The organism is Bacillus sp. B19-2, assembly GCF_022832475.1.
Taxonomy (GTDB): Bacteria; Bacillota; Bacilli; order Bacillales; family Bacillaceae; genus Bacillus; species Bacillus paralicheniformis.
Window position 1 is genome coordinate 888494 of the sequence record NZ_JALHKQ010000001.1, and the last position, 23742, is coordinate 912235.

The 23742-nt window shown below is 42.4% G+C and carries 20 protein-coding genes and 4 pseudogenes; 16 read left to right on the forward strand and 8 right to left on the reverse strand.

From position 1 onward, the window contains the following. Window positions 1–68: 68 nt before the first annotated feature. The 3 genes and pseudogenes from mutS to MST20_RS04610 all read left to right on the forward strand — a co-directional run bounded on the left by mutS (window position 69) and on the right by MST20_RS04610 (window position 5172). Window positions 69–2678: a DNA mismatch repair protein MutS gene (mutS, locus tag MST20_RS04600; RefSeq protein ID WP_243940367.1), complete on the forward strand. Its 2610-nt coding sequence runs from the start codon at window positions 69–71 to the stop codon at window positions 2676–2678. A gap of 17 nt (window positions 2679–2695) precedes the next feature. Continuing rightward, the gene (gene mutL / locus MST20_RS04605; RefSeq protein WP_243940369.1) at window positions 2696–4606 is read left to right on the forward strand and encodes a DNA mismatch repair endonuclease MutL; all 1911 of its coding nucleotides are present in this window, start codon (window positions 2696–2698) and stop codon (window positions 4604–4606) included. Window positions 4607–4853: 247 nt separating this feature from the next. Next, window positions 4854–5172: pseudogene (locus MST20_RS04610) on the forward strand (putative quinol monooxygenase). Window positions 5173–5353: 181 nt separating this feature from the next. Here the strand turns inward: MST20_RS04610 and MST20_RS21150 are convergent. Both MST20_RS21150 and MST20_RS04615 read right to left on the reverse strand, forming a co-directional pair. Next, a complete protein-coding gene (locus MST20_RS21150) occupies window positions 5354–5485 on the reverse strand; it encodes a hypothetical protein (RefSeq protein WP_279599906.1) in 132 nt (43 codons plus the stop codon). Further along, on the reverse strand, window positions 5482–6582 hold the full coding sequence (locus MST20_RS04615; protein WP_243940373.1) for a Rap family tetratricopeptide repeat protein: 1101 nt from the start codon (window positions 6580–6582) through the stop codon (window positions 5482–5484). The genes MST20_RS21150 and MST20_RS04615 overlap by 4 nt, the downstream gene beginning before the upstream one ends. A gap of 381 nt (window positions 6583–6963) precedes the next feature. Here MST20_RS04615 and MST20_RS04620 point away from each other — a divergent pair, with 381 nt between their 5' ends. Continuing rightward, window positions 6964–7749: an alpha/beta hydrolase family protein gene (locus MST20_RS04620; RefSeq protein ID WP_243940376.1), complete on the forward strand. Its 786-nt coding sequence runs from the start codon at window positions 6964–6966 to the stop codon at window positions 7747–7749. A gap of 242 nt (window positions 7750–7991) precedes the next feature. On the opposite strand, the gene MST20_RS04625 is transcribed toward MST20_RS04620, so the two are convergent. Continuing rightward, window positions 7992–8381: a hypothetical protein gene (locus tag MST20_RS04625; RefSeq protein WP_243940377.1), complete on the reverse strand. Its 390-nt coding sequence runs from the start codon at window positions 8379–8381 to the stop codon at window positions 7992–7994. A 187-nt stretch (window positions 8382–8568) separates the two neighbouring features. On the opposite strand from MST20_RS04625, the pseudogene MST20_RS04630 reads away from it, so the two are divergent. The 4 genes and pseudogenes from MST20_RS04630 to MST20_RS04645 all read left to right on the forward strand — a co-directional run. Continuing rightward, window positions 8569–8683 (forward strand): annotated as a pseudogene (locus MST20_RS04630) (ArpU family transcriptional regulator); the annotation flags it as partial. A gap of 204 nt (window positions 8684–8887) precedes the next feature. After that, window positions 8888–10016 (forward strand): annotated as a pseudogene (locus MST20_RS04635) (response regulator aspartate phosphatase). Window positions 10017–10345: 329 nt separating this feature from the next. Further along, window positions 10346–12154 (forward strand): T7SS effector LXG polymorphic toxin, encoded by a 1809-nt coding sequence (locus MST20_RS04640; protein WP_243940379.1) that lies wholly within the window; start codon window positions 10346–10348, stop codon window positions 12152–12154. Between the two features lie 11 nt (window positions 12155–12165). Beyond that, the gene (locus tag MST20_RS04645) at window positions 12166–12558 is read left to right on the forward strand and encodes a CDI toxin immunity protein (protein WP_243940381.1); all 393 of its coding nucleotides are present in this window, start codon (window positions 12166–12168) and stop codon (window positions 12556–12558) included. A 328-nt stretch (window positions 12559–12886) separates the two neighbouring features. On the opposite strand, the gene MST20_RS04650 is transcribed toward MST20_RS04645, so the two are convergent. The 3 genes from MST20_RS04650 to MST20_RS04660 all read right to left on the reverse strand — a co-directional run bounded on the left by MST20_RS04650 (window position 12887) and on the right by MST20_RS04660 (window position 15002). After that, on the reverse strand, window positions 12887–13879 hold the full coding sequence (locus tag MST20_RS04650) for a CobW family GTP-binding protein (RefSeq protein WP_243940383.1): 993 nt from the start codon (window positions 13877–13879) through the stop codon (window positions 12887–12889). 10 nt (window positions 13880–13889) lie between these two features. After that, window positions 13890–14282, reverse strand: a complete 393-nt coding sequence (locus MST20_RS04655) for a (2Fe-2S) ferredoxin domain-containing protein (RefSeq protein WP_243940384.1) — start codon at window positions 14280–14282, stop codon at window positions 13890–13892. A 636-nt stretch (window positions 14283–14918) separates the two neighbouring features. Continuing rightward, window positions 14919–15002 carry a putative holin-like toxin gene (locus MST20_RS04660; protein ID WP_034291561.1) on the reverse strand — a complete coding sequence of 28 codons (84 nt, stop codon included), beginning with the start codon at window positions 15000–15002 and terminating at the stop codon, window positions 14919–14921. Window positions 15003–15341: 339 nt separating this feature from the next. Between MST20_RS04660 and MST20_RS04665 the strand changes: the two are divergent. Further along, a pseudogene (locus MST20_RS04665) lies at window positions 15342–15828 on the forward strand (YjdF family protein). A 173-nt stretch (window positions 15829–16001) separates the two neighbouring features. On the opposite strand, the gene MST20_RS04670 reads toward MST20_RS04665, so the two are convergent. Next, complete coding sequence (locus MST20_RS04670; RefSeq protein WP_243940386.1) at window positions 16002–16106, reverse strand: YjcZ family sporulation protein; 105 nt, start codon at window positions 16104–16106, stop codon at window positions 16002–16004. Window positions 16107–16341: 235 nt separating this feature from the next. Between MST20_RS04670 and MST20_RS04675 the strand changes: the two genes are divergently transcribed. The 4 genes from MST20_RS04675 to MST20_RS04690 all read left to right on the forward strand — a co-directional run bounded on the left by MST20_RS04675 (window position 16342) and on the right by MST20_RS04690 (window position 21602). Continuing rightward, a complete protein-coding gene (locus tag MST20_RS04675) occupies window positions 16342–17760 on the forward strand; it encodes a flavin monoamine oxidase family protein (RefSeq protein ID WP_243941157.1) in 1419 nt (472 codons plus the stop codon). A 409-nt stretch (window positions 17761–18169) separates the two neighbouring features. Then, on the forward strand, window positions 18170–18847 hold the full coding sequence (locus tag MST20_RS04680; protein WP_075754416.1) for a YoaK family protein: 678 nt from the start codon (window positions 18170–18172) through the stop codon (window positions 18845–18847). A gap of 125 nt (window positions 18848–18972) precedes the next feature. Then, entirely contained in the window at window positions 18973–20442 is a 1470-nt protein-coding gene (locus MST20_RS04685) for a potassium/proton antiporter (protein ID WP_243940389.1), read from the forward strand. Between the two features lie 296 nt (window positions 20443–20738). Next, window positions 20739–21602 (forward strand): alpha/beta fold hydrolase, encoded by an 864-nt coding sequence (locus MST20_RS04690; protein ID WP_243940391.1) that lies wholly within the window; start codon window positions 20739–20741, stop codon window positions 21600–21602. Between the two features lie 217 nt (window positions 21603–21819). On the opposite strand, the gene MST20_RS04695 is transcribed toward MST20_RS04690, so the two are convergent. After that, a complete protein-coding gene (locus MST20_RS04695; RefSeq protein ID WP_243940393.1) occupies window positions 21820–22092 on the reverse strand; it encodes a hypothetical protein in 273 nt (90 codons plus the stop codon). Between the two features lie 39 nt (window positions 22093–22131). On the opposite strand from MST20_RS04695, the gene MST20_RS04700 reads away from it, so the two are divergent. From MST20_RS04700 to MST20_RS04710, 3 genes are all read left to right on the forward strand, one after another. Next, window positions 22132–22275: a hypothetical protein gene (locus MST20_RS04700; protein WP_243940395.1), complete on the forward strand. Its 144-nt coding sequence runs from the start codon at window positions 22132–22134 to the stop codon at window positions 22273–22275. A 369-nt stretch (window positions 22276–22644) separates the two neighbouring features. Further along, the gene (locus MST20_RS04705; RefSeq protein ID WP_243940397.1) at window positions 22645–23151 is read left to right on the forward strand and encodes a ClbS/DfsB family four-helix bundle protein; all 507 of its coding nucleotides are present in this window, start codon (window positions 22645–22647) and stop codon (window positions 23149–23151) included. Between the two features lie 245 nt (window positions 23152–23396). Further along, a complete protein-coding gene (locus MST20_RS04710; protein ID WP_003182008.1) occupies window positions 23397–23708 on the forward strand; it encodes a YbjQ family protein in 312 nt (103 codons plus the stop codon). Window positions 23709–23742: the final 34 nt, after the last annotated feature.

Below are 23742 nucleotides of genomic sequence, written 5' to 3' on the forward strand. Positions count from 1 at the left end.
CATCAATCTTTATGGTATAATGAGTGTTGGAATCAATAGAAACGTTTATACATAGTGAGGGATTAAATATGGCAGGCTACACGCCTATGATACAGCAATATTTAAAGATTAAGGCAGAGTATCAGGATGCCTTTTTATTTTTTCGTCTTGGAGACTTTTATGAAATGTTTTTTGAAGATGCAAAAAAGGCGTCTCAGGAACTCGAAATCACGCTGACGAGCAGAGACGGAGGATCGAGCGATAGAATCCCGATGTGCGGGGTTCCTTATCATTCATGCTCTTCGTATATCGAACAACTCATTAAAAAAGGCTATAAAGTCGCGATCTGTGAGCAGGTGGAGGATCCTAAATCGGCCAAAGGAGTCGTCAAAAGGGAAGTCGTGCAGCTGATCACACCCGGCACCGTGATGGACGGAAAAGGAATTCATGAAAATGAAAACAACTTTATCGCCTCTGTCAGTGAATTTCAGCATACATACGGGCTCGCTTTTTCTGATTTGACGACGGGCGAGAACTTAGTGACGATTATCGAAAGGCTTGATGATGTCGTTTCCGAGATTTACTCTGTCGGAGCAAGGGAAATCGTCGTCAGCCGCAACTTTGACGAGAAAGATGTCACATTGCTGAAAGAGCGCTGCGGCGCTACGATCTCTTTCGAGGATGAACAAGCAGATGAATGGCCTGACATTGTGAACGGACTGGCGTCCAAAGAGCTTGTCGATACGTTCATGAGGCTTTACGTCTACTTGAAGCGGACGCAGAAAAGAAGCCTTGACCACCTTCAAAACGTTCAGGCTTACGAGCTCGAAGAAGCGATGAAAATCGATTTGTATTCGAAACGCAATCTTGAGCTGACGGAAACGATCCGTTCGAAAAACAAAAAAGGCTCGCTTCTTTGGCTTTTGGATGAAACGAAAACGGCAATGGGAGGGCGCCTGTTAAAGCAATGGATCGACAGGCCGCTGATCAGAAAGGGACAGATTGAAGAGCGCCAGGAAATCGTCGAAACGCTGATCGCCCATTTGTTTGAGCGGGAAGATTTGCGCGAACGGCTGAAGGAAGTATACGATCTCGAGCGGCTCGCCGGAAGGGTCGCATACGGCAACGTCAATGCCCGAGATTTGATCCAGCTGAAAGAATCGTTGAAACAAGTGCCGGCCATCAAACAGCTTGTCGGCTCCCTCGACCATCCGAAAGCAAAAGCGCGCGCCGGGAAAATCGATCCGTGCGGCGATCTTTTGAATCTTTTGGAAGATGCGCTATACGAGAATCCGCCTCTTTCATTAAAAGAGGGGAACTTGATCAAAGACGGCTATCACGCGAAGCTGGATGAATACAGGGACGCAAGCAAGAACGGAAAGGACTGGATCGCAAGGCTTGAGCAGCAAGAACGCGAGTACACGGGAATCCGCTCTTTAAAAGTCGGCTTTAACAAGGTGTTCGGCTATTATATTGAAGTGACGAAAGCCAACATCCATCTGCTTGAAGAAGGCCGCTATGAACGAAAGCAGACGCTGACCAATGCAGAACGCTACATCACGCCGGAGCTGAAAGAAAAAGAAGCGCTGATTCTCGAAGCGGAAAACAATATTTGCGAGCTGGAGTATGAGCTGTTTTCCGAGCTTCGCAGCAAGGTGAAGGAATTTATCCCGCGCCTGCAGCAGCTGGCAAAAATGATGAGCGAGCTTGATGTGCTCCAATGTTTTGCGACGATCAGCGAAAACCGCCACTATGTTAAACCGGAGTTTTCCGAGGACGTCGTTCAGGTGATCGACGGACGGCATCCGGTCGTAGAAAAGGTGATGGACAGCCAGTCTTACGTTCCGAACAGCTGCGAAATGGGCAAAGGCAGACAAATGCTTTTAATCACCGGGCCGAATATGTCAGGAAAAAGCACGTATATGAGACAGATGGCGCTGATCTCCATTTTGGCGCAGATCGGATGTTTTGTTCCTGCCAAAAAAGCGGTGCTGCCGATCTTTGATCAGATTTTTACAAGAATCGGCGCTGCGGATGATCTTATATCCGGACAGAGTACGTTTATGGTGGAAATGCTTGAAGCCAAAAATGCGATCGTTCATGCGACGAAAAACAGCTTGATTCTATTTGACGAAATCGGCCGGGGTACGTCCACTTACGACGGAATGGCGCTGGCGCAGGCGATCATCGAGTACGTTCACGAGCACATCGGCGCGAAGACTTTATTTTCCACACACTATCACGAGCTGACGTCCCTTGAAGAAAAGCTTGCCGACTTGAAGAATGTTCACGTTCGTGCGGAAGAATACGAAGGAAAGGTCGTTTTCCTTCACCAGATAAAAGAAGGCGCAGCAGATAAAAGCTACGGTATCCATGTCGCGCAGCTGGCCGAATTGCCCGACGGTTTGATCCGCAGGGCGAAAACGATCCTGAAAGAACTTGAATCCGGCGCCAAAGAAGCGGCTCCATCAACGGCTCCGAATACGGTAAAAGAGGCGGCGGAAGAAGTCGCGGCAACTGTTGCAGATCAACCGGCCCAGCTGTCATTTTTTGAAACGGACAAGCCGAAAGAAAAAGAGACGAAGCTCTCCAAAAAAGAGCAGGCTGTTTTAGCCGAATTTAAAACGATGGATCTGCTCGATATGACGCCTATACAAGTCATGAATGAACTGTACAGGCTGCAAAAAAAACTAAAGTAATAAAGAGGTGACCCAACTTGGCAAAAATTGTTCAGCTGCCAGACGATTTATCAAATAAAATCGCGGCGGGTGAAGTAGTGGAAAGGCCTGCGTCGGTCGTCAAAGAGCTTGTCGAAAATGCCATCGATGCGAACAGCTCCGTGATAGAAATCGATGTTGAAGAAGCGGGTCTCGCCTCGATTAAAGTGCTTGACGACGGCGAAGGGATGGATGCAGAAGACTGCAGAACAGCTTTTTTGCGTCATGCCACAAGCAAAATTAAAGACGAAAACGACCTGTTTCGCGTCAGAACGCTCGGATTTCGCGGAGAAGCTTTGCCAAGTATCGCGTCTGTCTCACACTTAAGCATTAAAACGAGCACCGGAGAAGGAGCAGGCACCCATTTGACGCTTCAGGGGGGAAGAATCATTTCCGAGCAAAAAGCGTCAAGCCGCAGAGGAACCGAAATTACAGTTACCAATCTGTTTTTCAATACGCCGGCAAGGCTGAAATACATGAAAACGATCCATACGGAGCTTGGCAACATTACAGATGTGGTCAACAGAATCGCCCTTGCCCACCCGGAAGTTTCGATCAGGCTGCGTCATCAAGGGAAAACGCTTCTGCAGACAAACGGAAACGGCGATGTCCGCCATGTGCTTGCGGCGATTTACGGCACGGCGGTTGCCAAAAAAATGCTCCCGCTTGAAGCGAGATCTCTTGATTTTGAAGTGAAAGGCTATATCGCCCTTCCTGAAATTACGCGCGCATCGCGAAATTACATGTCATCTGTCGTCAACGGCAGATACATTAAAAACTTTCCGCTCGTGAAAGCGATCCACGAGGGTTACCATACGCTTCTTCCGATCGGCCGCCATCCGATCACGTTTATTGAAATCAACATGGACCCGCTGCTTGTGGATGTCAACGTGCATCCGTCAAAGCTGGAGGTCAGGCTGAGCAAAGAGACGGAACTTCACGAACTGATTCGCGACGCCATCAAAGACGTCTTTAAACAACAGCAGCTCATTCCAAGCGTGCAAGTTCCGAAAAAAACCGCACCTCTGATCAATAAACCGGAGCAGCAAAAGCTTGATTTCGACCAGGTGCGAGAGCCGGCACCTCTTTCTGGTCCTGATGTTGAAAGAGAATATAAGCCGGAGCCTTCGTTTTCGGCGATGAAATTAAGCTCGGTTGTCAAAGACCCGCCTCCTTCCGCTCCTGCAGAGCGTGAAGAAAGCATTATGCAAGAGACCGAGTCTGAATGGCCCGGAGCTGAAGAGTATACGCCGGAAGCCGAACCGGCCGTACAAGCCGAGCCGGAACAGGCAGGCGAAAGCGTCCATGACGAAGAGACGCCAAAAGAAAGGGTGCCGATCATGTATCCGATCGGCCAAATGCACGGCACCTACATTCTCGCCCAAAATGAAAACGGGCTGTACATCATCGATCAGCACGCTGCACAGGAGCGGATCAAATACGAGTATTTCCGTGAAAAAGTCGGAGAAGTCGAACCGGAAGTCCAGGACCTGCTTGTACCGCTGACATTCCATTATTCAAAAAATGAAGCGCTGACGATCGACCAGCACTTGGACGATTTAGCCAAAGTCGGCGTCTTTCTCGAATCGTTTGGCGCCGGCAGCTATATCGTCCGATGCCACCCGACTTGGTTTCCAAAAGGGGAAGAAACGATGATCATTGAAGACATCATTCAACAAGTCCTTGATGACCGCACGATCGACATCAAAAAACTGCGCGAAGAAGCCGCAATCATGATGAGCTGCAAAGGCTCCATCAAAGCCAACCATCATCTGCGGGACGACGAAATCACCGCCCTGCTCGATGAGCTGCGCAGAACATCCGACCCATTCACATGCCCGCACGGCCGCCCGATCATCATTCACTACTCGACGTATGAGATGGAGAAGATGTTTAAGCGGGTCATGTAATTACTAATCGCTCACAATCCTTGATCTATCAACGGCTGTGAGCGATTTTCATTTTATTGACCACATTTTGACCGCTTTTAGCAGGGCTGCTTTAAATCTTGCCGTTTGTAAGAAGATTAGGAAGCAGCACGTATATCGTCCGGTTATTCTCAAGATAGGGAAGATAAAGCCTCTTTTAAGTGGAAACCTATAGGACAGCCATTAGACAAGCTTCGTAGTTGTTTTCATTTTTTGAGAAAATGTTATAATGAAAAGCTATGAAATGATTTGAAGGGGGAATTTGGATGCATTACATAACGGCATGCTTAAAAATTATCAGTGATAAAGACCTCAATGAAATAATGAAGGAATTCAAAAAACTTGAGGAAGAAACGAACAAAGAAGAAGGGTGCATACAATTCCATGCGTACCCCCTTGAGCCATCAGAACGCAAAATTATGCTCTGGGAGATTTGGGAAAACGAAGAAGCTGTTAAAGCCCATTTCACAAAAAAACACACAAAAGACGTTCAAAAACAAGAATTAACGGAAGTAGAATGGTTAATGAAAAGCAATGTGAATGATTAAAAGGCTCCTTGAGATTGATATCGAGGTTGCCTTAAAAGGAAAAATACTATCAAATAAAACGGCGGGTCAATTTACAATCTCACGACAGCTCTCGGGTTTTATCTGAGGGCTGTTAAGAACAAAAAAGCAGACTCTTTAGGAGTCCGCTTCAGTCATTAATCTGAAACACTGATTTAATTTTTTAGCCGGTGATTGCTTTTTCGGCAACATGAAACCCTTGTTCTTGCCCAAAGTTACTCGCTTTTTCAAAAGTGCCAAAAGCAAAAGTGAGTGTAAGGATGCTTAATACGCCGATGATACTTAATTTTTTCATGCTAACGCCTCCGTTACTTTCAAAATTTGATTTTTTGCTTTTAATGCTCTTTTTAAATATTCAACAGCCTTGGATAAATTTCCTTGTTTTAAATAATATTCTGCAATTTGTTCTTCAAGTTCTGAAATATCTGGCCATAAATTTTTTTGTTCGAGGTATTGTAATGATTCGTTCACTGCAGCATCATTATGATGGTCATATAAAGAGTGAATTAATCTTAATTTTGCTTGGTATTCATCTTCGTCTGTTGAATCTGCATGTTCAAGCCCTTTCTCATACCAGCTTCTTGCTTCTTTTGTTCTGTCATTTCTATACAACAGGCTTGCCATCATATAAAGGGTCCGGACTCCATTTATTGACTCAATATGTTCTGTGATCTCGATCGCTTTTTTAAAATATTCTTCAGCTAACCCGGAAATATTTTTCTTGTCATAAATTAATCCAAGGTTATGATATAATATGCCAACCAATCTATAGTATTTTGCGCTTTTTGCTTCATTCAACGCTTTTTGGTAATGCTCTTCTGCTGCACTAAACCTGTACATGTCATATAAATTAGCGCCAAGGGTCATCTCACATTGAACAGATCTAAGTTTATAATCTGGGTGTTCTTGGAAAATGCTTCTTGCCTTTTGGGCGTGGCTTATTGAAATAAGGTGTTGATCTATCTGGTAGTAAGCTTCGGCAATCTTATAATGAAATTCTGCATGCTCAATCTGGTCGGGTATATTGCGGAGTTTGGCTTCGGCAAGCTGATAGAAGTTGATGGCTTCAACGTAATCTTTTTTATAGAATTCATAAACTCCTGAAAAAAACAAAGAATAATAGACAATCATATTATCTGTATTTTCCGCTCCGATCGTTTTTATACTTTGATAAAGCTTATTGGATTCCTCAATTTCTTCAGTCATCAACTTATATCTAAAGTCTAACAAATTAAAGTAGAGCAGCAGGTTTTGATCTTCACTCATGTGTTTGATGAGACTTTGAATTTCTTCTTTTAAAGCTATGGCTTCTGTGATTTGATGGCGTTTAATCATCCCGTACCATTGATTAAGCATCTTTGCAACTTTTTCAGATGCGAGTTTAACTTCCAATGACCTTTACATCCTTTCTTTTGTCTATTTAAAATTTTCTGGAAAATTAGTATGTAGCCTTTTCTTTTTCTTCATATTGTTTATTTTACAGAACGGATCATTTTTTGACAATCTTTTTCCTTTTTTATAAGTTTTTCGGAAGGGGAATTTTGATTTAGGCTTATCAGCGTGAATAAAATGATTCATTTTCACCAGAGAGACAGGATTTATTCATCGATTCTTTTTCTAATAGGGGGAAATTTTCTATTGACTAAGACTACGAAGCGGTCCAAGAAATATCAAAGCACCTGAAACAGCTATAGCCCGGCTCGATTTCGCATCGATCGGATGGGGTGCTTTCGGATCTTTTGCAGATGCCTCACGTAAAGGGGGAGGGGAATGATGTCTAATAAAGTTAAAATATCTTATGGGCAACATCACTCGCAATTTGGTGTATTACGGATGCCTGAAAGGAAAGAGCCCTGCCCAGTAGTTGTTATGATTCACGGGGGGTTTTGGCAGTCGAGATATGGCTTAGAAGAAAATAATCCTATTGCTGAGGATTTAACTAGTAGGGGATATGCCACTTGGAACATTGAGTACCGCAGAGTAGGGGAAGAAGGAGGAGGTTGGAAAGGGACATTTAACGATGTAATTGATGCTATAAATCATCTGTCACAGTTAATGGAACCTTATGATTTAGACCTGTCAAGTGTAATTGTTATTGGTCATTCGGCAGGAGCGCATTTAGCACTTTGGCTAGCTTCTCGAACTGAAGCAAAATCAGATCAAATGTTTAATAAGCTGTTTGTGTCTATCAACAAAGTAATAAGTTTAGCTGGAGTAACAGACTTAATAAAAATGAGGGAATTTCACGAAGAAAAAGGAATGAAAAGTCATGTATCCGCATTAATGGGTGGGTCACCACATGAGGTTGCTGAACGCTATAAAGTTGCTTCTCCAATTGAGTTGCTGCCGATAAAAATCGACCATGTTTTAATTCATGGAGTGTTGGATCGTCATGTTCCAATAAAGTTAAGCAAAGACTACTATTTCAAGGCAACCGAACAAGGAAGTAATGTTAGATTAATTGTGCTTCCAGATGTGGAACATTTTAAAATTATTGATCCTGCCTCAACAGCATGGGAGTCAGTAATTGATACAATATGTTCATCGCGGACGCTGTGATAATTGCGGCTACCTGATGTTTCAAATTAGGTTAATGAGAATTCTACTGATGTGAAATGAAAAAAATAGTTGAAGACTGAAAGCCCATTGTATTTTTCTTCATTTTTTCAACAGTTTCAGCACTCGATTGAAGCCGACAAAATGGGGGACTTTTTCTATTCTACTTTGTCGGCCCTTTTCCCCTAATGATATATGGTTTGAATGTGATTCTGATTCTACTTTAATGAAGCAAATTCTAACAATTAAGGCTCTATAGGTCGAACCATTCCCTGTAGTGCGGCGACAACCTGGTCTACATGTCTTTTAGCCTCTTCATCAGTAGTACATTCAGCAAGAACGGTTTCCTCGTAACTTCTGCCCTCAAGGTGTTTATGATAAATCCAGATTTCACATAGCTCTTGGTAAGCTGTACCGGGTCTTTGACCTGTAACTCCTAGATTATTAAATTGATCCACTCCAATTCTGACTAATACATACCCCATCCTGCTCAATAAACGAACAATATTTCTGCGAAGGTGGTCAAGATCTCTAAATGCTCGCATATTCCGAACATAGGTACTGGATTCAATTCCAAATGGCCGATGAAAAGATGGGAATGAAAACGGGTTCACAGGATATTGATCATAAAACAAGCCCTATCACTCCTTTTTATCTTACGATTTATAATAAAGAATTATATTCGACTATTTTTGGACTGGAAGTTTGTCTATACATAATTGTATATTTGCCTAGGTGGTGCAATCTTCACCGTTTAAAAAAGCCCATTGTATAAAGTTTATGATTAGGTAGAAGTATATGAATTCTCAGCCTGTTGATCTCCAAAAAATAAAGGACATTGAGATTTATATAGAGATGGGGTTGAAAAAGGACAAATACTATTTGGTCAAACGGCGAGCCATTTACAATCTTTTCGACAGCTCTCGGGATTATATAGCGCTTCCCTTTAAAAAGCCGCAATAGCCTCTAACTTTAATCACCTAAAATCGCCCCCATTAAATCAATTGCTCTTAATATTTTCCCAAATTGCTGTTGCGGGAGGAACCGAAAATTTAATTGCGGTGGCCCGAACGTCTTTTTCGAATGATGAAATATTGTTAAAATTTACATCATTAGTATAGTTAAGGGAAGGGTGAAAAGGTTGGCTAGAATCTCATCTGCAGAAGTGGGGATGAAAATTACGGAGTGGCACCAGCATATTCAAAAATTCAATGTGACAGACGCCGAAATGCTAAAAGCTGAAATTGAAAGGGATATAGAGGTTATGGAAGAAGATCAGGATTTACTAATCTACTATCAATTGATGGCTTTCCGCCACAGTATAATGATTGAATATATAGCACCTTCGGGTGAAAAATAGATGGAATTATCAGAATATTTGAAGAGGGTTGAAGGGAATAAACGAAAATTAGATCATATGCTTACGTATTATTATCATTTTTTTCGAGGGATGTACGAATTTAGGAATGGAGAATATACGAAGGCAATTACTTATTATAAAAGAGCGGAACGTCAATTTCCTGCTATATCAGATTCGATTGAAAAAGCGGAATTTCACTTTAAAATGGCTGAAGTCTATTACCACATGAAAATGACCCACGTTTCGATGTACCTTTGCAGAGCGTGCATATAGCATTTACAAAAAATATGAACTCTATTCTGTTCGCCTTATTCAGTGTCATTTTGTCATTGCTGGGAATTATGATGATTTAGAGAATCATGAAAAGGCTCTTCCACACCTAAATCAAGCACTTAGAGGCGCAGAACTATTAAAAAAGAAAAATCCACAGATATACGCTTCTGCTTTTTACAACCTTGGCAACTGCTATCACAAAATGGACAACTTAAACAAGGCTGCAAGATATATTGAACAAGCTCTAATTCAATATAAAAAATTTAAATCAAAAAATTTGCCGCAAGCATACCACGACTTGGCGCTAATCAATTTCAAACAAAATAAGTATGATAAAGCCAAGGATTATTACCGAAAAGGGCTTAGAAGTGCTGTGGAGCTTAAAGATCATCTGTTTATAAGCCTTTTTGAAGCTCTCGAGTCACTTTATATAAAACGGTGTGAAACTACATCGCTTTTTAAAATTTTCAATCGACTGGAAACAAGCAAAGGATTTCCGTATTTGGAAGAGCTGGCATTGTTAGCCGGCACCTATCTAGATTATAATGGAAAAACAGAGGATAGTCTCATCTGTCTTAAAAAGATGGTCTATGCTCAAAAGCAAATATTGAAGGGGGAATGTTTGTATGAAGTCTAAAATGAAGGTCGGTTTAGGGATTATGATAATTGGACTTGGCTTTCTCAGTCATTTTTCGAACAACGATGATATGAACACAGCTTCAAGAAACATCACAAGCGCACCCAATCATTATTTTGTTGTTTAACCTAAAAATGAGTTTTTGGAATATCCTTTTAGCCGTTTGAATAGCGGCTTTTTTTATGTATTTCAAACCCTCGGCAAATAGGTTTAATGACCTGATCCCAAAGATTCATTTTCGTGGAGGAACAGGATTTATTCCCCAATTAGTTTCCGTATAGTGGTAAACTCTATACTGATATGTCACTTTAGTATTAGAGGAGAATGCCATGAAGACGCTGGATGTTCAAGCGTTGCACAATGCGATAGATCAAACGCTCGAACAATTAAAACAACAATCAGACGAATTTTCTAAAGTCAAAAAAGCCGTTGAAGGCATCACATCACTTGATGATGCTTTAAAAGGAAAAGGCGGCGACGCGATTCGCGCCTTTTACGAGGAATGTCACACCCCTTTTCTACAGTTCTATGATACTTTCATAGAGGAATACAGTTCCGCGCTAAAGAAAATGAAAAGCGCGCTGAATTCTCTGGAATCAAACCATAACGGGTTTATTTCGCAAAGCTTTCTTGAGCACGAGCTGGAACAAGGATTGAATGCTGCGGACCGCACAACAAAACACCTGGTGTCCAAAGCCAACGCCACGCTCTCGAAGGTTAGCCATATTGTCGATTTGCCTGACTTGAATGACAGCGATTTTCATGAACAAAATCGAAAAGCACTAAAGGAAATCAGTCAGACAATTGAAAAACTGCACACTTTTGACCGCGAACAGGCAAGCGCTCTTAAAACCGCTGAAAACGACCTGGAAACGATGCAGAGATACATAAGCCGGCTTGAAAAAATGTACACAGGCCCTAAAATTGAAATTACCGGTTACCAAAAAGGTTCGATTTTAAAGCCGGATGAGATGGACACTTTGCGTGGTGGCCAAGACACAGCGATGGGCGTCATGTTGGATAAGCTGGATAAAAGATCGAAGATTGAAAAAGAGGCTAGCAAAATAGAACCTATGAGTCATACTGATACGTTAAAGAAAAAACTTGAAAAGTTGTATGATGATCCGGATGAATTTCTCAAAGTTGCTAGAGAGATTGGATATGATAATCTTACATCTGAGCAGATGAATTATGTTACTGCCATTGAAGAAGCCTATGAGTTCAGAGCAGATCCGATTAAAGGAACTCTGGAAGATGGAAAACATGTCTTAGAAAGTATGAAAGGCTTTGTGGTTGGAGGATATGATTTTGCAAAAGATACTATCCAAGGAACGATTGAAACAGGTAAAGCTCTTATTGGACACGCAGACGACTTTATTAAAAACCCAAAAGCAACTGTAAATTCAGTACTTGAGTATGATTACAAAGCCGCCTACGAAGGTATGTTGCAATCAATCGCAGATTCGTGGGACGAAAAAATGGTACATGGGGATTCATATTCTCGCGGACACTATATTGCTTATGCGATTGGGACGATATGGGGGTTGGCGGAAGCCGGTCCCACTGTCGTATCAGGCTCGAAAAGTCTTGGCAAAGCTGGCCAGGCTGCAGCCCAAACAGCAAAGAAAAGTGTTAATTCTGTTAAACAGCATTTCCATCCACCTAAAAATCGCTATACTCCCGCATTAGAAGGAATGCTTCAAATGCGGGAGAAAACAATTAATATCAAGAATACGCCTTTGCTGAAGGAGCTGCTTGAGGATAAGAAGAAGAGTGTGTTATTTAAATCCTCTAAATCTATTGGGAAACCTTCTAAAAGTGGAAAAGAAATAGCCCTTCCAAAGGTTAAAACTTACGAGCAAGCTAGAAATAAAGCCATGGAGATTATTGGAGATCTAGGACCGGACTCAAAACCACTTGTAGGGAGGTTAGAAGTAAGCGCAGGTTATGGTAAAATTATCGGCAGAAGATCTAGTGACAAAAAAGTAAGATGGCGTTTGGATTACGATCCCGAAAAGGGGCCTCATATAAATATTGAAGATTTCCGAAAGGGAAAAAGAGAAGCAAAAAAATATTATATTTCTTTTGATGGTGACGAGAAGACATTCAAAGCGCTATTGAAACATCTTAACAGATAGAGGTGGATATTTTGGATTTATTTGATGAGTGTTTAGAAGCATTAGGAGAGCAAAAAGAAATTCTATCTGAAGAGCTCACTGGGGAGTATTTCAATTCTCTAAGTAAGCAGTTTCCTATAACAAGTTGGGCAAGAATTGATTGGGAAAAGGTAAAAAACAAAAAGAGAATAGAATATTCTGATGAATTATTCAAATGGTTAGAAGATAACGGTATAACTGACACTTCTGTCATTATTCTTTGGAATCCTGCTGATGATCCGGCAGTTAAGACTACTTTAGAAAACGCCTTAACTGTTATTGATGACGTAACTGCGGTTGGTTCAGATACGTTTATGTATAGTGAACTTGGCTATGTCATTGAGTTTTACCATGATGGAGAAGTGACAGTAGGAATGGCAAACTGAAGTTAGACACCAATGATGGGCTTCTTGCGTTGGGTTTATTGACCTTTTTTACGTTGGTATTTCCCTCCAATGTCTTAACAAGCACTTAATCCGTTGATTGAGTGCTTGTTTTATATTATCCGACAAAATGAAGGGCCATTTTCCAAAAGAGCGGCTGTAAACTATGCAGCGCGATAGTCAAGGGACGTAGGGAAGCTCTTATAAGAACAAAAAGTAAAGCAGGCAATAACCTGCTTAAAAACTCACTTTGCCCTTGAAAAAGACTCGCAAAATCAAAGCTCGGCTCTTTCTATTTTAAGCAAAGCGAGGGCCAACAAAGCGAAAAATATCACTTTGCGATGCAATTTTTAAATTGCCGCTCCAGTTCCTCTTTGTCCAAGTCCTTTCCAATGAAAACAAGTTCGCTTTGTTTTGTCTCGTTTTCGTTCCACTTCCGGTCCGGGCGTCCTGAAAACAGCATATGAAGCCCTTGGAATACGATTCGATATTCTTCCCCTTTAATAGAAAGGATCCCTTTATAACGTAATAAATCTTCGCCTTTTTCCCGTACGAGATAACTCATCCAATGATCCACTTTTGCCAAATCAAGAGGCTTCTCTTCCCGAAAAGCAATAGAAGACACTTTATCATCATGATGGTGGTGGTGATGATCCTCTAGAAAATGAGGATCGATTTCAAGTTTTCGATTGACGTCAAACGTATTGATCCCCAGTATATCTTTTAAATTGATGTTGCAATCTCTGGCATGCAGCCTCTTGGCCGCAGGATTCATGTTGACAAGTCTTTGCTCCAAGGATTTCAGATCGTTATTCGATACTAAATCTGTTTTATTGAGGATGATGACGTCAGCAAATGCGATTTGCTCTTGAGCTTCATCCTGATCGTCCAGATGCCTTGTGATATGCTTACTGTCTACTACCGTGACGATACTGTCAACTTCAAATAAGTCGGACAGCAGCTCATCCATAAAAAAAGTCTGGGCAACAGGAGCTGGGTCAGCCAGTCCCGTTGTTTCGATTAAAACTCGATCGAATGCAACTTTCCCTTGATCCATTGAGAATACAAGAGTTCTCAGAATACGAATCAAATCTCCGCGGACCGTGCAACAGATACAGCCGTTGTTCATTTCCAAAATTTCTTCTTCAGAATTTACGACGAGCTGATTGTCTATCCCGACTTCTCCGTACTCATTGACAATAACCGCAATCTTTTGATTGTGTTTTTCTGTAAGTATTCGATTTAAGAGTGTGGTTTTCCCGGCGCCTAAATATCCAGTGAGGATGGTGACAGGAATTTTCTTTTTAGTTAAAGGCATGATCATTCGACTCCATTTACAATTTTTTCGATACTTTGATTACTTTTTCTTTGTCTTTTGGAACTCCTGCGATGACGCCAGGTGAACGCTCGAAACGTTGACCATCATACAAATGGCTCGCTTTTTCTTGATAATCTTCATTGGTACAAAGCGAGTCAATCAGGAGGGGGACATCCTCAGGTTTTAGATCTTTATACCAAGTTCCTTTCGGGTAGTGGATAACCACGCACTTATCTCGGCATCTACCATTACACCGCGTGCGCGTTGTATGAATGACATCGTCAAGCTCCCGCTCTGAGATTTCTTGCCGAATCACTTGAGTCAGTTCCTCAGCCCCGACCCGATTGCAACTGCTGCCGTTGCAGATAAAGATATGGTGTTTCATATGACTTAAATCCCATGTCGCCATATGTATCTTCCCTCCAAGTAAAACAGAATTATTACGATTTGTAAGGGGTAAAATGATAAAGAACTAAGAATGAATATAGAGGCAGCCCCGGTCGATAACTGTCCCGAATGGTGATACCCATAACGGGTAGAAGGCCCCGGTAACCTCCTCAGTATTTCATCGTCACCTTGAGCTTTTCACTCCTTTCGCAAGCTCTCTATAATTCTGCCTTCTCTTGCCGTTTTCTTTTTTGCGGCCTTTGGTTGTTTATTTATATGGCCTTTTTTTCAATGTGGCGCATAAAACGTAATTATTACGATTTAACAATCATTTTATCTCTTTTTCATGTGAAATGCAAATAGAAGAGGTATCCAGCTGCACCTTTACGTGATTTTGAAAGTAAACATAACGTTGATTTTTTGATAACAAATAGGAGAAACTTTAAAGGAACATGTGTTATAATCTCATTAGAAGCGCCACTTAACCAACTGACTGTTGGTTAACACAAGTATTTCTTTTTTGGAAAATGCATAAACTAAAAGAGACCCGACTGCGCCAACAGTCGAGTCAGTGTACAAAAAAGCAGCCCACCAAGGGCTTGCTCATAGGATCTAAGTGATAGACCTATCCCTTTAAGTTTCCAGGCTCAAGGGAGGTCTATTTTTCTTTTTTTGACAACACGGCAATTAACATGCCGAAAGCAATCATTAATGAGATTGTTTCAAATGTTGTCATATGCATCACCCCCTTTCAATGAGGGTGAGCAAGACTTCCCTTGAGTGAGGAAAGCTTTTATGTACAGGTTATATTATACACTAGGCAACCAAATTCTGTTTTTCTTTTTTGGTTGAAAGGAAAATGGTTTTATATCCTTGCAATTCGCGTCATTTTGAAACTGGATCTGCTTTAGATACAAGATTTCAGAAACGGGCAGGGTCTCTCTATGATTCGATTAACTCTGTCTTAATATATTGATACAAAAGAACTTTACCCCTTTTCCTAAACTGGAAAAATTGATAAAATTTTTAGCGGAGAATGAAAAAACACGATTCGGTTGGTAGTCCGGATGCATGATTGATCATGCCAGTAACCTTCCCCTCCTCGGGATGTCCGTCATTCTCTGAAGTACATGTTGGTGGAGGAGGGAATCGTTATGAAATTAACGGTTTACTATGATGGTCAGTTTTGGATAGGAGTCATTGAAGTTGTGATTGGAGGTAAGCTGAGAGCTGTCCGGCATTTGTTTGGCAAAGAGCCGAAGGATTCGGAAGTATTGCATTTTGTTCATCATCAACTTTTACAGGCACTGTCACAAGCAGAACAGGAAGGAGTTAGGCTGGACGCCCGCCGCCCGCGCAAAATCAATCCGAAAAGGCTGCAGCGGCAAGTGTCTAAAGAATTGAAAAATGCCGGTGTGTCTCATAAGGCGCAAGAAGCGATAAAACAAGAGCTGGATGCCAGAAAACGAAAGAAACAGCGGCTGACAAAAGAGCAGCGGGAAAAGGAAAAAGAACAAAAGTATTTACTCAGAAAGCAAAAAGCGAAACAAAAGCATAGGGGGAAATAGTGTTTCTTTGGAGCAAAGCGAAGCTCAATAGAGGCGCGTTTTCCTGTATTGATTAAAAAAAGGCTCTTTTTAAAAAGAGCCTTTCATAATGGAGTCAATAACGATAAGCGAGAGGGGAGAACATGTAAAATAAGGAGAAGGTCATAGGTTATCGCTTTTAAAACGGAACGAACTTAATAGCCTCCATAACCACCGCCGAACCAGCTGGCACCAATGATGATTAAGAGAATGAACAGGACAACAATTAAAGCAAAACCGCTTCCGTATCCTCCGCTCATATGTTTCACCTCCCTAAAGATACATAGTTTATCCTATGTCACTTTATAAATTCGGTATAGGATATTGATTTACATTTTTTAAAATAGTTGACCCATTTGCAACTGCGCCCTCATGCGGAGTCTTCGTGCAGAGAGGATGAAAATGGTGATTGGCGCCCTTTAAACGGAATATAATGCAATAAATCCACCGAAAAGGGCGCTGAGTAAATTGAATTTTCAATTAACTGAGGGAGACATGCTTCATCTCATTAGGAACGGCCTTCAAACAACACAGTATCCTAAGCATATGATGATTGTTGGTGCCGGGCTGTCCGGGCTTGTCGCAGCGTCTTTATTAAAGAGTGCCGGGCACAGAGTGACGATGGTAGAAGGAAATGACAGAGCGGGAGGGCGTGTTTTTACTTCCCGTGCGCCCTTTAGCGAAGGGTTGTATTTCAATGCCGGTCCGATGCGCATCCCCGATATCCATACTTTAACGATGGAATACATTAAGAAATTTAATCTGCCTGTCAATGAGTTTATCAACAGAACCCCCATGGATATTCTTTACGTCAACGGCGTGAAAACCCGTCTTCATGAGTTTGAAAGACATCCGGGCGTTTTAAGGTTCCCCGTTGCTCCCCATGAGCAGGGAAAAACGGCTGAACAGCTGATGCTTTCTGCTCTGCAGCCTATCCTCAATTTTATCAGCCAAGATCCGGCGAGAAATTGGAATATTGTTGAAAAACAATACAAGAAGGAATCGTTGGGTTCTTTTCTCAACACTCATTTTTCAAACGGCGCCATTGATATGATTGGTGTACTTTTGGATATGGAAGCGTACATGGGATTGTCACTTGTGGAAGTATTGAGGGAATCGATCTTTTTTACATCGCCGTCTCGTTTCTATGAGATTACAGGCGGCATGGACCTGCTGATACAAGCTTTTCTTCCGCAATTAAAGGCCGATATTTTGTTCCGTCAAAAATTGATGAAAATGTCTCAAACTGAACACGATGTGACAGCCCATTGTATCCACCAACAGTCGGCAGAACATTCAGCGCTGACAAGTGATTTCGCAATCGTAACCATTCCTTTTTCAGCTTTGCGATTTGTGACATTTGAGCCGTTTGATTCGATTTCCTACCATAAGCGGAGAGCGATTCGGGAGCTTAACTATATTGCCGCGACAAAAATAGGAATCGAATTTAAGAGCAGGTTTTGGGAAAGAGTCGGGCAGCGAGGCGGCAGATCCATTACCGATTTACCGATTCGCTTTTCATATTACCCAAGCAGCGGCATAGGGGCACACGGGCATGCTGTTATTTTAGCGAGCTATACGTGGGCTGATGAAGCGCTGATATGGGACAGTCAGCCGGAAGAAGAGCGGATCCGCTATACGCTGAAAAATTTAGCGAAAATATATGGAGATATCGTGTATTCTGAGTTTGTATCAGGCGCTTCTTTCAGCTGGACGCAAAATCCTTTTTCAGCGGGAGCATTTACAGCTTTCGAACCTGGTCAGGAATTGGAGCTGTATCCTTATATTCCTACGCCTGAGGGAAGGGTGTACTTCGCCGGGGAGCACGCTTCCCTCACTCACGGGTGGATGCAGGGAGCGATTGAATCGGGAATACGGGTGGCATATGAAGTGAATCAGTCCTCCCGCGTGTAACATGAACTTTGCAAGTATTGAAGGAATGGGGGAAGAGTCGCTTTTAAAAGGCGGCTCGTTCGTTTTTATTTAGGCAAACAGATGGATCATGCAATAAACGCCGGGCGCCTGCTTCCTTAACAGTAAGAAGTGTGTTCCCATTTATTAAAAACAAGTTTTTAAGAACTTCATTTATAAAAAATTTTAATGCTTATGATACAATTGAATGGCAGATGTAACACGATGAGCGATAAGTGTTTTGCTGAGGTGCATGATCGGATCGCCCGCATTTTTTCGTTAAGACCCCCTCTTTTTCTAACAATAAAAAAGCCCCCAAAACGAGTTTTCCCTTAGGAAAGGCTCATGACATACCGGATGGAATGGCTTAACATTCCGCCGGGCAGAATAGCTTCGAAAGGATTGAATCACATTGAATGCTGCTCATGATCGAAACATCATGCTTTTGCTTCTCTGTTTGACAGCAGGTATTGTAGATGTGATTGGGTACTTAAGTATCGGTCACGTATTTACTGCTAATATGACCGGGAATATCGTACTGTTAGGATTATCAATCGGCAATTCTCTTCATGCGACCGCCGTGTACTCGCTGATCGCATTGTTCGGATTTATCATCGGCGTGATTATTTCAGCAGCCATTGTCGGAAAACAGGAAAAATCGTTCTGGCCGTCAGGCGTCACGATTGCACTTGCTGTTGAAGCAGCCGTATTGCTTCTATTTGCTTGTCTGACTTTCTATGAAAGTTCGCCACACTTTTTGATCTTGCTGTTAAGCATGGCGATGGGGCTTCAGACCACAGCAGCCAGAAAGCTCGGCATTGCAGGGATTTCCACTACTGTCCTAACGGGGACGCTCGCAAACTTTTTCGAAGATGTGACAAAACGGTTCCTCAGCAAAAACGACCAAAAGGTCATCCATAAGGACGCATGGCTTCGCGCTTTGACGATTGTGCTCTATTGCCTGGGGGCCGTCATCGCCGCACTTGCTGAGCCTGCGCATCCGTTTGCCGTGATTTGGATTCCAATCGCAATCATTATTGGGATTATTGCGATTGCAGGCACAAAGTTTCACGGACAGAGTGAAGGCTGAAGGACGGTCCCATAACGAGCATACACGAACATCGTCTGTTACATACGTTTTATGAAGGTGCCGGTTCGGGTAAAAGAACGGTGGACAGCACCAGTATCGGTTAAGATTGGGAGGAGGATAAATGGTTGGAACACATTAATATGGAACAGTTTATTTTATTAGCGGCCTTATTGCTGATTATCGGTGTACTGACAACAAAATTTTCGACCAGGCTCGGAGTTCCTGCCCTCGTATTGTTCTTAGTTGTCGGGATGATCATGGGGAGCGACGGTCTCGGAATTATTTATTTTAATAATCCCGAGCTAGCCCAGCTGATCGGAATTATCGCACTCGTCGTCATCCTTTTTGAAGGCGGCCTGCAAACAAAGTGGTCTTCAATCAAAGCGGTCGCCGTTCCTTCATTGTCGCTCGCAACGATTGGCGTGTTGCTAACCACCTGTGTGGTTGCGGTTGCGGCCAAACTGATTTTTAATGTTTCCTGGATGGAAGGCTTTTTATTCGGAGCGATTGTCGGTTCTACAGATGCGGCCGCGATTTTCGCCGTTTTGAAAGGCCAGAATATTAGAGACAGATTGAGCTCCACACTGGAAGCAGAGTCGGGGACGAATGATCCGATGGCGATGTTTTTGACGTTATCGCTCATCCAGCTGCTGACGGCTGATCATTCATCTTATTTCATGCTTGTGATTTCATTTTTCTGGCAGATGGGAATGGGGCTTTTGCTCGGATATTTACTCGGGCGGTTCGCCAGCTTTGCCATTAATAAAATCAACTTGGATTCAAGCGGACTTTATCCGATCTTTGCGCTTGCTTTTGCGCTTCTTACCTACAGTCTTACAGATGTCATCGGGGCGAGCGGCTTGCTTGCCGTCTACATTGCCGCGCTTGTCATCGGAAATCAAGATTTGACTTACCGACATTCTATTTTCAGGTTTAATGAAGGTTTTGCCTGGATGATGCAGATTTTGATGTTTATTATTCTGGGATTATTGGTTTTTCCTGCCCAATTTTTATCTTTCGACATCATTTTCAAAGGCTTCCTGCTTTCGCTGATTTTAATTTTTATCGCCAGGCCGGTTGCCGTTTTTCTGTCGACCATCAAAATGGGCTTTCATTTTAACGAAAAAATCTTCTTGTCGTGGGCCGGATTAAAAGGGGCCGTTCCGATCGTTCTCGCAACATTTCCCATGACGATGGGGCTTGAAAACAGCCAATTGGTCTTCAATGTCGTATTCTTCGTCGTTTTAACATCGGCTTTGATCCAGGGGTCAACCATATCGGTCTTCGCAGAAAAATTGAAATTGAACGGACCGCAGAAAGTCGAAGCACCGCATTCGCTGGAGCTTGTTTCCATCGGCAAGGCGAACGCCGAAATTATCGAATTTGAAATCGATGACCAAACAGCCATCACCGGGCAGGCACTGAAAGACATCAGCTTTCCGAAAGACGCCCTGATCAATGCGATCATCCGAAACGGAGATTTGGTCACGCCGCACGGAGAAACGAAAATTAAATCAGGCGATATTTTATATATCCTCGTATCGAAAAAACAAAAAAAGGAACTAAAAAAATATTTAAACAGGGAATTTGATTAAGCTCTCGGAAAAGCACAGTACAAGGCTGGCTTGCTCAGTATGTCACGATTAAAGGTCAATGAAGGGGCAATGGACAATGCCGAAAGCGTGTATTCAGCAGCTCGTTTGCGATATTCACAGTCTTTGTATTGGCTGGCGGATTGCTTTATTTATGGACCTGCAAACGACAAAAATTTTAAGATATTCGAATGGTTGGGCGGGACAGCCCAGCCGTTTTTTTAGGTTGTATGGATTTTCTGAAACATAATGAAGAGAAAAACGTATTTGATGTAAAGCTTCCTGAGAGGATGAAAATGATGAAAAGAAGCATCGGCACCTTTGAAATTGACGGACTGACAATTGAATATTCGCGAGTAGGTGAAGGGAAGCCGATTCTTGTGATGCACGGGGGGCATTCGAATTGCCGCGAAGAATTTGGGTATCGAGATCTTTATGAGAGCCGATTCTCTATCATCACGCCTTCCCGTGCAGGGTATGGCCGAACATCGAAAGAAATCGGGGACAGTTTGGAACTTGCCTGCTATTACTATATGAAACTGCTGGATCATTTGAATATCGAGAAAGTTCATGTGGTTGCGGTGTCAGCCGGCGGGCCAAGCGGAATATGCTTTGCATCCAAATACCCTGAAAGAGTAGAATCCTTAATTTTGCAAAGCGCTGTCACAAAGCAGTGGCTAACAGCGAAGGATATTGAATATAAAGTTGGCCAGATCATCTTTCGGCCGCCTGTTGAAAAGACCGTATGGAAGCTAATATCGGCGCTTAACAATCGATTTCCGGAGTGGACCTTTAAGAAAATGCTGTCCTCCTTTACTACACTACCTGCTGATCAGGCACTGCTGAAAGTGACGGAGGGAGATATTGAAGAAATGAGAAAAATGAACAACAGACAGCGTTCAAGTCGAGGGTTTTTGCTTGATTTAAAAAATATAGACGATTTATCTTTCCATCATTTGAAGAAAATTTCTTGTCCGGTATTAATTATGCATTCCCGCTATGATCGTCTTGTTCCAGCCGAGCATGCTTATCATGCAAAAGAACTGATCCCTTTTTCAGAAGTCTATGAGGCAGACAGTTGGGGTCATCTCATTTGGCTGGGAACAGAGGCTAAATCGGTCTCGCAGAAGGTCATCAGCTTTTTAAAAACCACATCATCTTGATCATAAGATGAATAAAATAGCGCAGCCCACCCCGCAAATGTTGAAAGATGTAGTGCAATGTTTTAATCAAGAGCGGAACGATCTTTCCGAACAGATCTGATGAATATCGTATAAGACTTGCAAATAAGATGAATGAGAAGTCCTCCCCGGCTTTCGGAGCACAAGGAAACTTATATATAAGAATCTATGCCGATAGGGAGTACAGGTACGGAATGAATCATCGATTACCGTTGACCCCGGTTTCCCAGGAGAGAGTTGGTGAACCTGATATCATCCGCGGGTTTGCTTTACTTGGCATTCTTTTAGTCAATATGTCTTTTTTTGCGACCCGCGTATGCTTTTTTGCAGAAAGCTGTTCATCTTGCTTTTGGTCGGTTTGATTCATGCCTTTGGCATCTGGTACGGTGACATCCTGTGGTCTATTCGTTGACTGACGTTTTGCTGCTTTTATTCGGTAATTTGAAGTCAACATCTGTGCTGAAATGGGCATGGTTTGTGCTGCCCGTTCCGGTTGCTATGATCGTCCTGAATGTCCTCGCTGCCGAAGGGGGGGAAAGATACGGCCGTCGAAGCTTTTGCCGAAGATAACATAAGCGAATCGCTTGCTGCATACGGGGCGGGTACGTTTTCGGAAATCAAGGAGCAGAGAGCAGCGGATTACTTGGTTGGCTGATTGCTTTATTTATTGACTTGCAAACACAAAAGGTTTTGAGATTTTTGGATGGTTGGGCTTTTAAGCCCAGCCGTTTTTTGTGTAAAAAAAGAAAACCGTATTTGACGTAAAACTTCCTAAGAAGAAGAAAAATATTTTAAAAGAAAGATAGGCGCCTTTCGCGAGTAGGTGAAGGGAGCCGATTCTTGTGATGCGCGGAGGGTTTCGAATGGCCGCAAGGAATTTCGGGATCGAGAGTTCCTCTGAAGGGTCGACGGCAGGGAACCCCTCACATTACCTCTTGACGCGGAAATTCAACTGTTCTTTATTAAAAAGTTTAAAATAAGTCGGACGAATCCTGTACACTATAGTTATGATCAAGGGGGGATTATGGTGTATGAGTCTAAAAAACATTTAAAAGAAGAAATTCATAAGCGTTATTTGTTATTGGATGGTGAGTTTGACGATATTCCCGATCAGTTGAGAGATGTTCTCGATCCAGATGTAGATCGAACTCCGGGGGAAATCATTGCTTATCAGCTCGGATGGTTGAACCTCCTAATGAGTTGGGATAGGGACGAGCGTTTTGGGAAAACTGTTGTAACTCCCTCTCCTCATTATAAATGGAACCAATTAGGAGCCCTTTATCAATCTTTTTATGATTCCTATTCTCAGCTTTCGTTAACTGAGCTTCGTCAAGAATTCAAGAAAGCAGAGTCGCAATTTCAATCTTGGATTGATACGCTCACGGACGAAGAGTTATACATCCAAGGTACTTTCAATTGGACAGGCAAAAATCCGAAGTGGCCCGCTATAAGGTTCATTCACGTCAACTCTGTGGCTCCATTTAAAAACTTCAGGACTAAAATAAGGAAGTGGAAGAAGAATCAACTGTGATGAAATCGTGTTATCTTGTGAAGCTGAAATTAACAATGCTATAAAGTTATCTATATTTACTTCTTTTGAATCATTTCCCACTTTGTGAAAAGCCCGGATTGAAACGGCGGGCTATGCAATGTGGTGAAACTTAGCATGAAAAACTTAACATTTTAAAAATCCAGCCGATATGATGGATAAATAACTGCACGCTTCCGGCGGATATGGTATGGTAGCTAGTAAGTTTAGGAAAAGGGAGGATATTAATGATCATCGTCACAACAGATACAATCGCGAATCAAAATATCGTCGAAGTTAAAGGGCTTGTCACCAGCAGCATCGTTCAGTCGCGGAATATCGGAAAAGATATCCTGTCAGGATTGAAGTCGGTCATTGGCGGAGAATTAAAAAATTACACCCAAATGCTTGAGGATTCGAAAAAAGCTGTGAGGGAACGGCTCGTGAATCAAGCTGAAGAACTCGGAGCAAACGCGATCGTCGGTCTAAGGTTCGAACTATCTGCAGGCCAGGGTACCTCCGAACTCATCGGATATGGTACGGCTGTTGTAATCGGCTGACGTTCAACTGAAAAACGAAGGCGGCTATCATTGC

What these genes read in the sequence shown, in the direction of transcription:
- mutS (WP_243940367.1), top strand. Translation starts at nt 69, where the DNA reads ATGGCAGGCTACACGCCTATGATACAGCAATATTTAAAGATTAAGGCA.
- MST20_RS21150 (WP_279599906.1), bottom strand. Translation starts at nt 5,485, where the DNA reads ATGAAAAAATTAAGTATCATCGGCGTATTAAGCATCCTTACACTCACT.
- MST20_RS04620 (WP_243940376.1), top strand. Translation starts at nt 6,964, where the DNA reads ATGTCTAATAAAGTTAAAATATCTTATGGGCAACATCACTCGCAATTT.
- MST20_RS04640 (WP_243940379.1), top strand. Translation starts at nt 10,346, where the DNA reads ATGAAGACGCTGGATGTTCAAGCGTTGCACAATGCGATAGATCAAACG.
- MST20_RS04650 (WP_243940383.1), bottom strand. Translation starts at nt 13,879, where the DNA reads ATGATCATGCCTTTAACTAAAAAGAAAATTCCTGTCACCATCCTCACT.
- MST20_RS04655 (WP_243940384.1), bottom strand. Translation starts at nt 14,282, where the DNA reads ATGGCGACATGGGATTTAAGTCATATGAAACACCATATCTTTATCTGC.
- MST20_RS04660 (WP_034291561.1), bottom strand. Translation starts at nt 15,002, where the DNA reads ATGCATATGACAACATTTGAAACAATCTCATTAATGATTGCTTTCGGC.
- MST20_RS04670 (WP_243940386.1), bottom strand. Translation starts at nt 16,106, where the DNA reads ATGAGCGGAGGATACGGAAGCGGTTTTGCTTTAATTGTTGTCCTGTTC.
- MST20_RS04675 (WP_243941157.1), top strand. Translation starts at nt 16,342, where the DNA reads ATGCTTCATCTCATTAGGAACGGCCTTCAAACAACACAGTATCCTAAG.
- MST20_RS04690 (WP_243940391.1), top strand. Translation starts at nt 20,739, where the DNA reads ATGAAAAGAAGCATCGGCACCTTTGAAATTGACGGACTGACAATTGAA.
- MST20_RS04695 (WP_243940393.1), bottom strand. Translation starts at nt 22,092, where the DNA reads ATGCCCATTTCAGCACAGATGTTGACTTCAAATTACCGAATAAAAGCA.
- MST20_RS04700 (WP_243940395.1), top strand. Translation starts at nt 22,132, where the DNA reads ATGTCCTCGCTGCCGAAGGGGGGGAAAGATACGGCCGTCGAAGCTTTT.
- MST20_RS04705 (WP_243940397.1), top strand. Translation starts at nt 22,645, where the DNA reads ATGGTGTATGAGTCTAAAAAACATTTAAAAGAAGAAATTCATAAGCGT.
- MST20_RS04710 (WP_003182008.1), top strand. Translation starts at nt 23,397, where the DNA reads ATGATCATCGTCACAACAGATACAATCGCGAATCAAAATATCGTCGAA.